Annotated in this window: 12 protein-coding genes; 1 reads left to right on the top strand and 11 read right to left on the bottom strand. The window is 62.6% G+C overall.

All coding sequences use genetic code 11. The annotated features are described in order from the left end of the window. Nucleotides 1-16: 16 nt before the first annotated feature. The 7 genes from XH90_RS19150 to XH90_RS19120 form a co-directional block, all read right to left on the bottom strand. The gene (locus tag XH90_RS19150; protein ID WP_194475912.1) at nt 17-814 is read right to left on the bottom strand and encodes an MBL fold metallo-hydrolase; all 798 of its coding nucleotides are present in this window, start codon (nt 812-814) and stop codon (nt 17-19) included. Nucleotides 815-827: 13 nt separating this feature from the next. Then, nucleotides 828-1,604, bottom strand: coding sequence for a TatD family hydrolase (locus XH90_RS19145; protein ID WP_194475911.1), 777 nt, complete (start codon nt 1,602-1,604; stop codon nt 828-830). A 159-nt stretch (nt 1,605-1,763) separates the two neighbouring features. Beyond that, complete coding sequence (locus tag XH90_RS19140) at nt 1,764-3,821, bottom strand: PAS domain-containing sensor histidine kinase (protein WP_194475910.1); 2,058 nt, start codon at nt 3,819-3,821, stop codon at nt 1,764-1,766. 221 nt (nt 3,822-4,042) lie between these two features. After that, nucleotides 4,043-6,007: a methionine--tRNA ligase gene (gene metG, locus XH90_RS19135; RefSeq protein WP_194475909.1), complete on the bottom strand. Its 1,965-nt coding sequence runs from the start codon at nt 6,005-6,007 to the stop codon at nt 4,043-4,045. 109 nt (nt 6,008-6,116) lie between these two features. Next, nucleotides 6,117-7,163 (bottom strand): DNA polymerase III subunit delta', encoded by a 1,047-nt coding sequence (locus XH90_RS19130; RefSeq protein ID WP_194475908.1) that lies wholly within the window; start codon nt 7,161-7,163, stop codon nt 6,117-6,119. Then, nucleotides 7,160-7,846 carry a dTMP kinase gene (gene tmk, locus XH90_RS19125; RefSeq protein WP_194475907.1) on the bottom strand — a complete coding sequence of 229 codons (687 nt, stop codon included), beginning with the start codon at nt 7,844-7,846 and terminating at the stop codon, nt 7,160-7,162. Before tmk ends, XH90_RS19130 begins: the two co-directional genes overlap by 4 nt. A gap of 2 nt (nt 7,847-7,848) precedes the next feature. Next, nucleotides 7,849-9,111, bottom strand: coding sequence for a D-alanyl-D-alanine carboxypeptidase family protein (locus XH90_RS19120; RefSeq protein WP_194475906.1), 1,263 nt, complete (start codon nt 9,109-9,111; stop codon nt 7,849-7,851). Nucleotides 9,112-9,264: 153 nt separating this feature from the next. On the opposite strand from XH90_RS19120, the gene XH90_RS19115 reads away from it, so the two are divergent. Continuing rightward, nucleotides 9,265-10,221, top strand: coding sequence for an alpha/beta fold hydrolase (locus tag XH90_RS19115; RefSeq protein ID WP_194475905.1), 957 nt, complete (start codon nt 9,265-9,267; stop codon nt 10,219-10,221). On the opposite strand, the gene XH90_RS19110 is transcribed toward XH90_RS19115, so the two are convergent. From XH90_RS19110 to XH90_RS19095, 4 genes are all read right to left on the bottom strand, one after another. Further along, entirely contained in the window at nt 10,222-10,737 is a 516-nt protein-coding gene (locus XH90_RS19110; protein WP_194475904.1) for a GNAT family N-acetyltransferase, read from the bottom strand. Between the two features lie 23 nt (nt 10,738-10,760). Next, the gene (locus tag XH90_RS19105) at nt 10,761-11,303 is read right to left on the bottom strand and encodes a phage tail protein (RefSeq protein WP_194475903.1); all 543 of its coding nucleotides are present in this window, start codon (nt 11,301-11,303) and stop codon (nt 10,761-10,763) included. A gap of 34 nt (nt 11,304-11,337) precedes the next feature. Beyond that, nucleotides 11,338-11,865 carry a phage tail protein gene (locus XH90_RS19100; protein WP_194475902.1) on the bottom strand — a complete coding sequence of 176 codons (528 nt, stop codon included), beginning with the start codon at nt 11,863-11,865 and terminating at the stop codon, nt 11,338-11,340. Nucleotides 11,866-11,975: 110 nt separating this feature from the next. Next, nucleotides 11,976-12,524, bottom strand: coding sequence for a phage tail protein (locus tag XH90_RS19095; protein ID WP_194475901.1), 549 nt, complete (start codon nt 12,522-12,524; stop codon nt 11,976-11,978). Nucleotides 12,525-13,220: the final 696 nt, after the last annotated feature.

The raw sequence follows: 13,220 nt of genomic DNA, 5'->3' as shown, positions 1-13,220 counted from the left end.
TTTCCCCCAGCCGGGCCTACACGGTCTCCAGCCGCAGCCCGTCGTAGGCCGGCACCACGCCCACGGGCAGCGTCCGCCGGATGACCTCGTAATCGACGTCGGCGGTCATGTTGGTGATGACGGCACGCTTTGGCTTGAAGCGTTCGATCCAGGACAGTGCGTCGTTGATGCTGAAATGGCTGGGATGGCCGGTGTAGCGCAGGCCGTCGACGATCCAGAGATCGAGGTTCTCCAGGGCGCCCCAGCTCTCGCGCGGAATGTCGTTGAGATCGGGCGTGTAGGCGGCATTGCCGATGCGATAGCCGAGGGCGGGAATGTTGCCGTGCTGGACCAGGAAGGCGGTCATGGTCACATCTCCGCCCTTGCCGATGACGATCTGGCTCCCGCCGGCCTCGATCGAATGCCGCGTCAGGATCGGCGGATAATCGCTGCCCTCCGGCGAGATGAAGCAGTACGAGAACCGCGCCATGATGTCTTTCGCGGTCGACTGGTTGAAATAAACGGGAATGCGCTTGCGCATGTGGATCACCACGGAGCGCAGGTCGTCCATACCGTGGGTCTGGTCGGCATGCTCATGCGTCAGGAACACTGCGTCGATGTGGTCGACGTCGGTCGCGATCAACTGCTCGCGCAGGTCGGGCGAGGTGTCGATCACGATGCGCGTGGTGCCGTGGTGCGATGTCCTTTCGACCAGCAGCGAGCAGCGGCGGCGGCGGTTCTTGGGATTCGCAGGGTCGCAGGCACCCCAACCGAGGGCCGGGCGCGGCACGCCGGCGGAAGAGCCGCAGCCCAGGATCGTCAGCGTCAGCGTCATGCGGCTCTGAACCTCAAGCTTTCACCTTGGAGAACAGGCGGAAGAAGTTTTCGCTGGTCTGGCGTGAGATCTCGTCAAACGACACGCCACGCGTCTCGGCCAGCACCTTCGCAACCTCGACCACATAGGCCGGCTCGTTGCGTTTGCCCCGGAACTTGCCCGGCGCAAGGTAGGGCGAGTCTGTTTCAACCAGAATACGGTCGGACGGCAATTCGGCCGCAAGAGCGCGCAACGCATCCGACTTCTTGAAGGTCAGGATGCCCGTGAAGCCGATATAGAGCCCGAGCGACACAGCCTTCAGCGCCAGCTCGCGCCCGCCGGTGTAACAATGCAGCACGGCGCGAAACGATCCTTTCGCCGCCTCCTCTTCCAGGATGCGGGCGCAATCCTCATCCGCCTCGCGGGTATGGATTACCAGCGGCAGGCCGGTGGCGCGGGCAGCCGCGATGTGGGCACGAAAGCCCCTCGCCTGCGCTTCCGGTGAGCCGTCATCGTAGAAATAATCGAGCCCGGCTTCGCCGAGCCCAACGACTTTGGGATGCTGCGTGAGGGCGATCAGTTCGTCCGGCGAAATGCCGTCTTCCTCATCCGCGTTGTGCGGATGAGTGCCGACCGTGCAATAGACGTCGTCGTAGCGCCCGGCGATGGCGAGAAGCTGATCGAGCCTGCGCACCCGCGTCGAGATCGTGACCATGCGCGTGAGGCCGGCCGCACGGGCACGCGACACGATCCCGTCGAGATTTTCCGCAAAGTCGGGAAAATCCAGATGGCAGTGGCTGTCGACCAGCATTTTTCGAGTATCGCTTTCCAAAGAGTCCCGAGGTCGGACGGGACCATCCTTTCACAGGTAGGCGAAGCGTGCGGGGACGTCAACGGGACCGAAAATGGCTCAGTCGGCCGGCTCCGAAGCACATTCACCCAAACGCTGAGACCAGCAGTTGCTGCGGTATCAGAGGTCCAAAACCTCTCGTACCTTGTGCGCGAGCTTCTCGCTCCTGTATGGCTTTTGCAGCAGATGCACACCGGGATCCAGCCGGCCATGATGGAGGCTCGAGTTCTCGGTATAGCCCGAGGTGTACAGGACCTTGATGCCGGGGGCCATCTGCCCGACCCGCTCGGCGAGTTGGCTTCCGGTCATGCCGCCAGGCATGACGACATCTGTGAACAACAGATCGGGCGCACCTGAACGCGCCACCTCCTGCAGCGCGGAACGTCCGTCGCTGGCCTCGGTCACACTGTAACCCAAGCGGCGCAATTGCTGGACCGCGAATAGGCGCACATGAGGATCGTCCTCGACAACGAGGATCGATTCAGTGCCCGTCGCGAGAGTTGCAGGAGTCCAGGCTGATGGAACAGCGGTCGTCGCATCGGCTTTGGCACGTGGCAAAAAGATCTTCACGCAGGTGCCGTGTCCGACCTCGCTGTAGATCTGGATGTGGCCGCCGGTCTGCTTGACGAAGCCGTGCACCATGCTCAACCCAAGGCCCGTTCCCTTGCCGACGGGCTTGGTCGTGAAGAACGGCTCGAAGATGCGATCGAGTATTTCGGGCGCAATGCCGCTTCCCGTATCGGACAGGGCCATCATGACGTATTGGCCCGGAATCACCTCCACACTGTGGGCCGCATAATCTTCCGACAGTTCGACATTGCCAGTCTCGATCGTCAGCTTGCCTCCCTGCGGCATCGCATCGCGCGCGTTGAGAACGACGTTGAGAATTGCAGTCTCCATTTGACGGATATCGGTTGTTACTCTCCACAACGATTTCGTCAGCCGAAGATCGACTTCGACATTCTCGCCAATAGTGCGTCGCATCAGCGCATTCATGCGCGTCACGACCTCATTCAGATCAAAAGTGCTCGACTCGAGCGCCTGGCGACGAGCAAAGGCGAGCATCAGATGCGTCAGACCTGCGCCGCGCTCGGCGGCCGCAAAGATAGGTTCGACCAGCTTTCGATGTGCATCGTCATCTTTCATCTCGTCCAGCAAGGTTTCTGCGTTGCCGAGAATGACCGTCAGGAGATTGTTGAAGTCGTGCGCGATGCCGCCCGTCAGTTGCCCAATGGCCTGCATCTTCTGCGCCTGCAACAGCTGCGCTTCCATCCGCTTGCGATCCGTGATGTCCTCGGTCAGGAAGGCAACGCCGCCAATATTGCCAAGGGTGTCAAACCAGGGGCGCACCTCCCAGCGCAGCCATTGCACGCGCCCGTCGCCCCTCGTGAACGAATCTTCATCGGCACGAAGCGTCTCGCCTGCAAGTGCGCGGCGATGAATGTCGCGCCAGCGATCCGGGATCTCAGGAAAGACTTCATAATGTGACAGCCCGCGCAGGTCCCGCCCCGCGAGGCCATAGTCGGCGAGCCACCGGTCGCTGTAAACGAGGTAGCGCAGTTCCTTATCGAGTATCGCAATCGCGGCCGGAGAGTATTTGATGAAGTATCTCAGGCGCCTTTCGCTTTCCCGCAAGGCTTCCGCTGCTTTTTGCTGAAGGGCTTCAAGGGCTCTGCGAGCAGAAATGTCTCTCACCGCGGCGATTGCGGCGGCTCTATCGGCCATTGCAACCGGACTGAGGCTGATCTCCGCTGGAAACTCCGTCGCATCCTTGCGACGGCCCCATAGGAACAGCCCACTTCCCATCATCCGGGTCGTCGGCTTCCTGAAATAGGTTTTGAGCTGATCGAGGTGTGCACCACGAAATCGTTCGGGGATGAGCACCTCAATTGGCTTGTCGGCAAGCTCGCCAGGCGCATATCCGAAGATATCCGTGACACGGTCGCTGGCGAATTCGATCAGGCCCGCGTCGTTGACTATGATAACAGCGTCTGGACTGGCCGCCAGGACTCCTTTGAACCTCGCCTCGCTCGCGCGCAAATCGGTTGTTGTCTGGTCTCGATGTGCGGCCCCCTTCCCCAATCGTAGGTTTCGTAATCGCTGCCGCAGTCCAAGTCTGGGCAAACTACCAAACCTTCCGAGCGTCTTGCCGTCCTCTTTGATGGCCAGTGGATTCAATTCTCACCTATTTGCTTAGGTGCGAAGAGCGGAGTCCATGACACGAATTGCATTGATTCGGATCAATGACTCCGACGAAGTCGCGCAGTCATCGTCAGTCGCGCGATTCGTTACCCATCTGGATACCTGTCTAAGGTGATCAGGTGAGGGATGGTACAGGTCCCGGAATCCAGCGCAGGTCGCCCAAGGCGCGCGTGAATTCCGAGTTGCCGGTCAACGCCTCAGGCCGCCGGCTCGATGTAGCGCGGGAAGGCCGGCGTCGGCGCTGGCAGCGTCGAGCCGGGTGCGATCCGCTTCGCGCCGCCGAGCATTGCGAAGTTGCGCTCGTCCGCGGGAATGCCGAGGCTGTCGAGGAGCAAGCTCGAGGCTGTCGGCATCGCCGGCTGGACCAGGATCGCGATCTGGCGCACGACCTCGGCGGTGACGTAGAGCACCGTTTTCTGCCTGACAGGATCGGTCTTGGCCAGCGCCCACGGCGCCTCGCCCGCGAAATAGCGGTTGGCCTCCGCGACCACGGCCCACACGGCATTGAGCCATTGATGGATCTGCTGCGTCGACATTGCCTCCCGCGACGCGGCGACCATGCCGTCGGCCATCGCCACGATCGCCTTGTCGTTGTCGCTGAACTCGCCGGGCGCCGGCAGAACGCCACCGAGTTGCTTGGCGATCATCGACAGCGAGCGCTGCGCGAGGTTGCCGAGATCGTTGGCGAGATCGGCATTGATGCGCGCGACGATGGCTTCATGATTGTAGTTGCCGTCCTGCCCGAACGGCACCTCGCGCAGGAAGAAATAGCGCATCTGGTCGACGCCGTACTGGTCGGCAAGGTTGAAGGGATCGACGACATTGCCGACCGACTTCGACATCTTCTCGCCCCTGTTGAACAGGAATCCGTGGGCATAGACCCGCTTCTGCACGGGAATGCCGGCTGACATGAGGAATGCAGGCCAGTACACCGCGTGGAAGCGGATGATGTCCTTGCCGATGATGTGGACGTCCGCCGGCCAATAGCGCCAGTTCTTGTCGCTCTCGTCGGGGAAGCCGACGCCGGTGATGTAGTTGGTCAGCGCATCGACCCAGACATACATCACGTGCTCCTCGTCGCCGGGTACCTTCACGCCCCAGTCGAACGTGGTGCGCGAGATCGAGAGATCGCGCAGGCCACCCCTCACGAAGCTCACCACCTCATTCTTGCGGGAGTCGGGTCCGATGAAGTCGGGGCGATCCGTGTAGAGCTTCAGCAGCTTGTCCTGATAGGCCGAGAGACGGAAGAAATAGCTTTTCTCCTCGACCCACTCGACCGGCGTGCCCTGCGGGCCCAACCTCACGCCGTCGTCGTTCAGGCGCGTCTCGTCCTCGGCGTAATACGCCTCGTCGCGCACGGAGTACCAGCCGGAATAGGTGTCGGCATAGATGTCGCCGTTCGCTTCCATGCGACGCCAGATCTCCTGGGTCGAGCGATGGTGCTGCTCCTCCGTGGTGCGGATGAAGCGGTCGAACGACACATTCAGTCGCTCGTCCATCTCCTTGAAGCGGGCGGCGTTGCGAGCTGCGAGCGCGGCGGGTGTCAGGCCCTCGTTCTGCGCGGTCTGGACCATCTTCAGGCCGTGCTCGTCGGTACCGGTCAGGAAGAACACATCCTTGCCGTCGAGCCGCGCAAAACGCGCCAGCACGTCGGTGGCGATCGCCTCATAGGCGTGGCCGATATGAGGACTGCCATTGGGATAGGCGATCGCGGTGGTGATGTAGAAAACATTGTCGCGCGCGGGGGCGGCAACGGACGCTGCCTGCTTCGGCGCAGGCCGGGCTTTGGGTCTTGAGACCTTGGGCTTCACAGCCTTCGGCGGAGCGACACCAGAAGCCGGTGCGGCGATGACGGCCGGTGCTGTCGCGTTCCTGGCCGCCTTCTTCGTGGGAGCCTCGACTGCCTTTTTAGCTGCCTTCTTCACCGTCTTCTTGGCGACGACCTGCTTCTTCGCAGCCTTTTTGCCTGCCTTCTTTGCTGTTTTCGCGGCAGCCTTTTTCACGCCTTTCTTCGCGGCAGCCTTCTTGGTCTTTCTGACCTTCTTGGCAGCTTTGCGCGCAAGCGCCTTCACGGCCTTCTTCGTGGCTTTCTTGGCAGTCGTCTTGGCTGCCTTTTTCGCAACCTTCTTGCCCTTGGCGGTTTTCTTAGCTCGCGTTGCCACGACGAATTCCTTTACCGGCTTCTCGAAATATGAAATCGAATTTGCGTTAGGTTGTTGCTTTGAGCACGTTCATTTCGGAAAACCGCTCCGCACTTTTCCGGATCGTGCTCTAGCGCGTTGCGTCCGCCAGCCAGCCGAACACCGAGAAAACCAAGGGCTTTCGCTCCAGATTATAGGTTTCGGTGTCGCGCGCGGCGCGGACGATCTTTTCCCATACCTCGGCTAGGCGCGCAAGGCGCGGCAGGTTCTGGTTGGCGTTGGCCTCGTCCGCATGCAGGCGGTCCGCGATCCAGCGATCGACGCCGTCGATGAAGGCCGCAAGCGCGACGCGGTCGCTGGTACCGAGCGATTCGCCGAGGGTGTGCAACTCGCGCGGATCGACCTCCGGCAGTCGCGCCAGGAGTGCCGCCGTGCGCTGCTGGAGTTTCAGCGCATCCCCGCCGAGCAGCGTCAGTGCCCGTGCAACGCTGCCCTCGGAGGCTTCTGCGGCCTCGCGCAGGGCGAGATCGGTCGGCGCGAGATCAGCGGCCGCGGCGGCTGCCCCTATCACCTCGTCGGTTGAAAGCGCGCGCAGGCGCAGCTTGCGGCAGCGCGACTGGATGGTGGCAAGCACGCGCGCCGGTGCGTGGCTTACCAAAAGGAATAGCGATCGCTGCGGCGGCTCCTCGAGGATTTTCAGAAGCGCGTTCGCAGCATTTGGGTTGAGCTCGTCGACGGTGTCGACGATGCAGACGCGCCAGCCTTCCGCGGCAGCCGTCGAGCCGAAGAACGAGATGGTTTCGCGCGTTTCGTCGACGGTGATGACGGTGCGCATGACGCCGCGGTCGTTGGCGGTGCGCTCCAGCGTCAGCAGGCCGCCATGCGAACTCGCTGCGACCTGCCGCGCCACGGCATCATCTGGATCGATCGCGAGGTCCCGGGCGTTCTGGACAGCAGGTGCAAGCGGCTGGCCGTGGGCGAGCACGAAGCGCGCCATGCGATAGGCCAGCGTCGCCTTGCCGATCCCTTGCGGCCCGCCGATCAGCCAGGCGTGCGGAATACGCCCGCTGCGATAGGCGGTCAGCAGCGCGGTCTCGGCCTCGCGATGGCCGAACAGAAGGCTCGTCTCGCGCGGATGCGGAATGGCGCTCTCGCGCTCGACCTGACGCGGGCTCATGCCGAGACCACCGAGGCCGGCGTCGGCAGGAGACGATCGCGCAGCGCGGTCCAGACGCGCCCGGCGACCGTGTCGGGGTCGGAATTCGCGTCGATCAGCACGCAGCGCGCGGGCTCGTCCGCGGCGATCTTGCGATAGGCCTCGCGCAGGTCTTGATGGAAGGTAAGCTTCTCGCCCTCGAACCTGTCAGGCGTGCCGCTGCCGCGCCGTACCGCCGCGCGGGCCAGGCCGATTTCGACCGGCAGATCGAGGATGATGGTGAGGTCAGGCTTGAGGTCGCCGATCGTGACCCGCTGCATGGCGTTGATCAACTCCGCAGGCACGCTGCCGAGACTGCCCTGATAGGCCCGCGTCGAGTCGGCGAAGCGATCACACAGCACCCAGACGCCCTGCTTCAGCGCGGGCTCGATCACGGTGCGGACGTGGTCATCTCGCGCCGCCGCGAACAGCAGCGTCTCCGCCTCCGGTCCGAGCAGCTTGCCCATGCCAGACAGCACCAGATGGCGCATGATCTCGGCGCCCGGCGAACCGCCCGGCTCGCGCGTAACCAGGGTGCGGAGCCTGGCCGCGCCGAGACGATCGGCGAGCTTCTTGATCTGGGTCGACTTGCCCGTCCCCTCGCCGCCTTCAAAGGTGATGAAGCGTCCGCGTCCGGACGGCCGCTGTCCCGTGCTCTCACTCATGATCAGAGCTTCTCGGCGCCTGCGCGGAACATGCCGATGACGAGCTCGCTGGCGCCGTCGATCGCGCGCCGCACGGTCGAGCCGGTGCCGATCGACTCGGCCGCATAAACAGGCGTTTCCACCGCGATATTGCCGCCGCGCCAGACCCTGACGACGCCGACCAACTGTCCCGCTTGAATCGGTGCGCGCACCGGGCCGCTATAGACGACGCGCGCGATCAGCTTGTCGCCGCCGCTCTTGTGCACCATCACCTTCACCGGCTCTTTCGCGACAAGCTTCACCGAGCGGCTCTCGCCGCCGAACACCTTGGCATAGCCGACCGGCTGGTCTGCCGCGATCAGCGTGCGGGTCTCGAAATTTCGAAATCCCCATTCCAGCATCTTCTTGGCTTCGGTGGCGCGGTCCTCGACGTCTTCAAGCCCGTTGACGACGACGATCAACCGCGTGCCGTTCTGCACGGCCGAGCCGACCATGCCGTAGCCGCCTTCCTTGGTGTAACCGGTCTTCAGTCCGTCGGCGCCTTCCATCGAATTGAGCAGCGGATTGCGGTTGGGCTGGCGAATCTTGTTCCAGGTGAACTCCTTCTCGCCGAACAGTTTATAGAATTCGGGGAAGTCCAGGATGATGTGCCGCGCGAGCATGCCGAGCTCGCGTACCGTCATCTTGTTGCCGGGGTCGGGCAAGCCGTTGGAATTGGCGAAGGTCGATTTGGTCATGCCGAGCTCGCGGGCGCGCTTGGTCATGAAGTCGGAGGCGAAGATCTTCTCGTTGCCGGCGATGCCTTCGGCCAGCGCGATGCAGGCGTCGTTGCCGCTCTGGATGATCGCGCCATGCAGCAGGTCATCGACCGAGACCTTGCTGTTGATGGCGGCGAACATGGTCGAGGTGCCGGAGGGCGCCCCGCCCTTGCGCCAGGCGTTCTCGCTGATCCGGTATTCGTCGGTCAGCTTGATGTCGCCCTTCTTGATCGCGTTGAACACGACCTCCGCGGTGACGAGCTTCATCATGCTGGAGGGCGCGCGCAGCTCATCCGCATTCTTCTCGAACAGCACGCTGCCGCTGGAGGCCTCCATCAGGATTGCGGTGGGAGCGTCGCCGTCGAAGCCGGCATCCTCGGTCTTCTTGGCGCCCTGGACGCTCTGGTTGGCGGCATACAGCACCCCGCCCCAGCTGAGGCTCACGGCGAGCGCCATCGCGACCAGCCCGCGCGCCAGCGCTCCGGCTGCGACGCCGGCGTGACGGAACGAGATGAGACGAAATGCCATGGCAAAGCCCTGAGAGCGGCGTTCTAACAAATGGGACCGGGGCGAACAACACGCAGACCGGTGCCTGTCCCAGAGATTGCACGATTCTCGCCGCATCCCTATCGTGGCACCTCACGTTTCCTGACCAAACCCCTGAAACAAGGCGGAAAAGCGATGTCCACCACCCGCGTGATCAAGGCCAACGGGATCGACCTCTTCATCCGCGAGGCAGGTCAGGGGCCGCTGGTGCTGCTGTGCCATGGCTGGCCGGAATTGTCCTATTCCTGGCGTCATCAGATCCCGGCGTTGGCGGCTGCCGGGTTTCATGTCGTGGCCCCCGACATGCGCGGCTACGGTCAGAGCGCAGCGCCCGCCGATGTCGCGGCCTATTCGATCTTCGACCTGGTCGGCGACATGGTTGGCCTGGTGCAGGCGCTCGGCGAGACCAAGGCCACGGTGGTCGGCCACGATTGGGGCGCGCCGGTCGCCTGGCATGCGGCGCTATTCCGGCCCGACATCTTCACCGCGGTCGCGGGCCTGAGCGTGCCGCCGCCGTTCCGCGGGCGCGGCAGGCCGCTCGAGCTGCTGCGCCAGGGCGGCATCACCAATTTCTATTGGCAGTATTTCCAGGTGCCTGGTGTTGCTGAAAGCGAGTTCGAGCACGACGTCGCCCGCACCATGCGCATCGTGCTCGGTGGACGCGCACTTGCCGATCCGAACGCTGCGATGTTCGTGCAGGAGGGCAAGGGCTTTCTCGGCCATGCGACGGCTGAGGAGCCGCTGCCGGCGTGGCTGAGCGAGGATGACCTCGCCCATTTCACCGAAAATTTCCGCAAGTCCGGATTCCGTGGCGGGCTGAACTGGTATCGCAACCTCGATCGCAATTGGGAGCTCACCGCGCCCTGGCAGGGCGCGCAGATTCACCAGCCTTCGCTTTTCATCGCCGGCGCGCAGGACGCCGTCATTACCGGCCTGATCGGTGCCAAGCGCGTCAACGAGCTGGAGCGCGTGCTGCCCAATCTCACGCGCAAGATGATCATCGAGGGCGCCGGCCATTGGGTGCAACAGGAGCGGCCCGACGAGGTGAACGCCGCACTGGCGAGATTCCTGCGCGAGGCGGCGTCGCGGTAGTTAGGCGAGGTCCTTCTTCATGGCGATGTGGGCCGCGCCCACAGATCCGGCTTCGGTAAATCCTTGCCTTGCGTAGAACCGGCGCGCGGCGAGATTGCTCGCGAGCACCGAGAGCGTCAGCGCACCGACACCCCGCTGCCGCGCGCTCGTTTCAAGAGCACCGAAAATCTGCTTACCGGTGCCGCGACCGCAATCGCGCGGCAGCAGCGCGATGTCGACGATATGCCAGCGCTCGCTCGCACAAGCGAGCAGCAGCCGACCGATCGCAGTTCCGTCCCGTGTGACGATCATTGAGATCGCCCCTGGAAACTGCATGGCATGGCCAGCCGCCTGACTGCGGAATTGTTGCGCGATCACCTGGCTGACGATCGGCCCAGACAAGCCGCTCGCTGTGATCTGCCCTGTCCGCACCTGCTCGAAGAGATGCCGGATGAACGGCCCGTCGATCGGGCTCGCGGGCCGCAGCCGCAGGGCCGGATCATGCGGGATGATGTCGAGCGACGCACGATCAATCATGACGCCGCTTCATGGCAGATTGCTCACCCGAAGGAAGGAAAGGTTCCCGCATAGGCAATACACCAGACGATCGCCAGCGTGGGCTGCGTGTTGTCGTGCGGCTGGTTCTGCCCGGTCAACGTGACGGCATTGGTCACCAAGGTCAAATTGCCTGGCGGCGGCACGAAGCCCGTGAAGTTCGGATCAATCGCCGCTGTCGTTCCTGCCGCTCCGGGACCCGCGGTGGCGCCTTGTGTGGTCTTGGCGCCGAGTTGCAGGGTATGCGTGTGCCGAGCCATGTTATCGCCGATCAAGGTCACCGTCGGGCTGCCGACAGTCTGGCCGATGTCGTAATTCTGCAAACCCGGACCTTGCCCCTGGTTGATCGCGATCGCGCCGTTCAAGTTCGGCAGGGCGAAATTGGTCGTGCCGTTGCCGCCGTAATAGGTGCCGATCAATGCAAAAAGCGCAGTGAATTGCTGAATCGGCACCAGTTGGCCGCCGCAGGGCAGCCAGGCGCTATTGAAGCCGGTGACAGCAAAAGGAAACGGAAAGGCCTGGATTTCTCCAACAAACTGATCGGACATGATGTCTTTCCTCGAGAATGCGGGTGCGCGCAACCTAGCCGGATGATGGGAAGATGCCCTCGTTGCAGATGCAATAATTGGCAACGACCGTCGGCATCATGTTGTTGTGGCCGACGCTGTTTCCTGCGGTGGCGACGCAGGCGGCCATCGTGTCGTAGGTTCCGACGTTCGCAATCGGTGCATAGAGTTCACCTGCTGACGCCGTCGCAAGATGGACGGTCTGTCCGGGTGTCGGCGTCGTGCCCACTGTGGTGGACGACATCAGTGCGTGACTGTGGATCGGCATTTCGGCTTCGATCAGCGTGTGCGTCTCCTCACCCCCCGGCTGGCCCAATGTATAAGGCGGAAGGCTTGGACCCTGCCCCTGTCCGATCGGCACACGGCCTCGCAGATCGGGAAGGTTGAACGTGGTGACACCGTCGCCGCCATAGGTGGTGCCGATCACAGTGTAAAGCACCTGATACTGAGCAATCGGCAGCGCCTGCCCGTTGCAAGCGAACCAGCCAATCGGCACCCGCGGAAAGCCAAACAACCTGATCTCGCCGACAAACGGATCTGACATCGCGTATGATCCTTTGCTTGTGCGCCCCGTTCGTTTGGTCCGTGAAGGCGCAAATATTTTCGAATTGATGTGAATGGATTTCGTTTGCGACAACGCCTCAGCGCGGTCGATCAGTTTCGCGACGGATAAATCCCCTGAAGCGCAATCAGATAGCTGATGGTGAGATAGGGCTGCATGTTGTTGTGTGCTTGCCCACGCCCCTCGTTCACCAGATTGGTGCCGGGCGCCAATGACGTGTCGCCACTCCCGGCCGTCGCAAAGATCTTCGTCGGATTAGTCGCCGGCAGAGAGTTCGTTGCAAAGACGTTGCTGGTCGGAGGCACGGCCCCGCGTCCTCCGCCCCCGGTCGCAGCAGACACTTGAATGAGATGATTGTGAGCTGGCAGCTGAGATCCGATCAGCGTGACAGTCGGGGAACCGCCGACCGTGCCCACGGGATACTGACCGGCGTTGCCGGTAGAGCCGAGGATCGCGCGACCGCGCAGATCCGGCAGTGCAAAATTCGTCGTTCCGTTGCCGCCATAATAAGTGCCGAGCAGCGAGAACAGCGCTTGATTCTGCTGGATCGACATGAGCTGGCCGCTGCAAGGCGCCCAGTTTTTTGGAATGACCGTGCCCGCAAAAGGCATGATTTGGCCGAGTACTGGCGAGTACGGCATGACCCTCCCCCTGAAATTCATGCGATCCGTCGAGACGAATTCGATCAGGACGTCGACGCTTAAACTATAGAATGAATACTACTAGTACGACGCGTAAAGATTGTTCACTACCCTGTGCTGACAGTCAAGCTACGCGCAACTATACATAAGCGCCTCGGCCGTGCCCCCTCGATTGCCATCAAAGCACGCCCTTGTTGCCGCCCTGCAACGGTTCGCCGAAAAGTGGTGCGGGAGGGCTGGCTAGTGCAGTTTGTTCGGCTCGCACGCTTGCGTTGTGCACTGCGTCTCGGCCAAATGCACGCAAAAATGTAGGCGAATAATTTCACAATCAGGGATTTCAGTGCGGTCGCTTTTCAGGGAGCTGCCGCCAAGGGGGGCCGGTGAGTCACGCGATTGCGGTGGCCGAGCCAGATACAGCAGGGAAATTGGCGATCCGGTCGCGCGATCGCGCAGCTACGCCCTCACGATTCCTGCGCACTCTTTGGCGCGCAACTCAACGCTTCTGCATCGCGGCGCTATTGATGCTCGGCGCAACGGCTGCGGCGAACGCGGCTTGCGATCAAACGACGGATTCCACGACGGGAGTGACCATCAACTTCACCTCAGTCGGCCAGACCTATCATCTGTGCTTAACCGTTGGCACGGCCGCGCCCTCGGCCGATGACTCGGTTGTCTACGGCGTTTATTCCGTCGCGG

Origin of the sequence: Bradyrhizobium sp. CCBAU 53338 (genome assembly GCF_015291665.1) — a bacterium.
Taxonomy (GTDB): Bacteria; Pseudomonadota; Alphaproteobacteria; order Rhizobiales; family Xanthobacteraceae; genus Bradyrhizobium.
The sequence above is the reverse complement of the archived record's forward strand: the minus strand, read 5'-3'. Positions and strand labels throughout refer to the sequence as shown.